This is a genomic window from Sedimentibacter sp. B4, assembly GCF_000309315.1.
Lineage (GTDB): Bacteria > Bacillota > Clostridia > Tissierellales > Sedimentibacteraceae > Sedimentibacter > Sedimentibacter saalensis.
Genome location: NZ_CANG01000144.1, coordinates 1 through 233 on the forward strand (window position 1 = coordinate 1; position 233 = coordinate 233).

A 233-nucleotide genomic window follows, 5' to 3' on the forward strand; every position below is an offset into this window, starting at 1 on the left:
GCGCGGTATTGGTGCCGACGGGAAGTTGGTCGAGCGGCAGCTGACGGCGGAGGAGTTCGGCCGGTTCATGGCCGGTCTGGATCCCGAGACCGGCGCGTCCCGGTGGGCGCAGCGGGTGGATCCGGAGCACGTCGCGGCGGTGGACTTCCTAGTGAACGGGCCGAAGGAGTGGAGCATCCTCGCCGTTCTCGACCCGGGCGTGCAGGCCGCGCTGTTGCGGGGCCAGGTGAACG

1 protein-coding gene is annotated in these 233 nt (G+C 70.8%); it reads left to right on the forward strand.

Annotation, left to right across the window (positions count from 1 at the left end):
• Positions 1 to 233 (forward strand): relaxase domain-containing protein (locus tag BN358_RS10500; protein WP_040582510.1); only part of this gene is annotated, 233 nt, incomplete at both ends.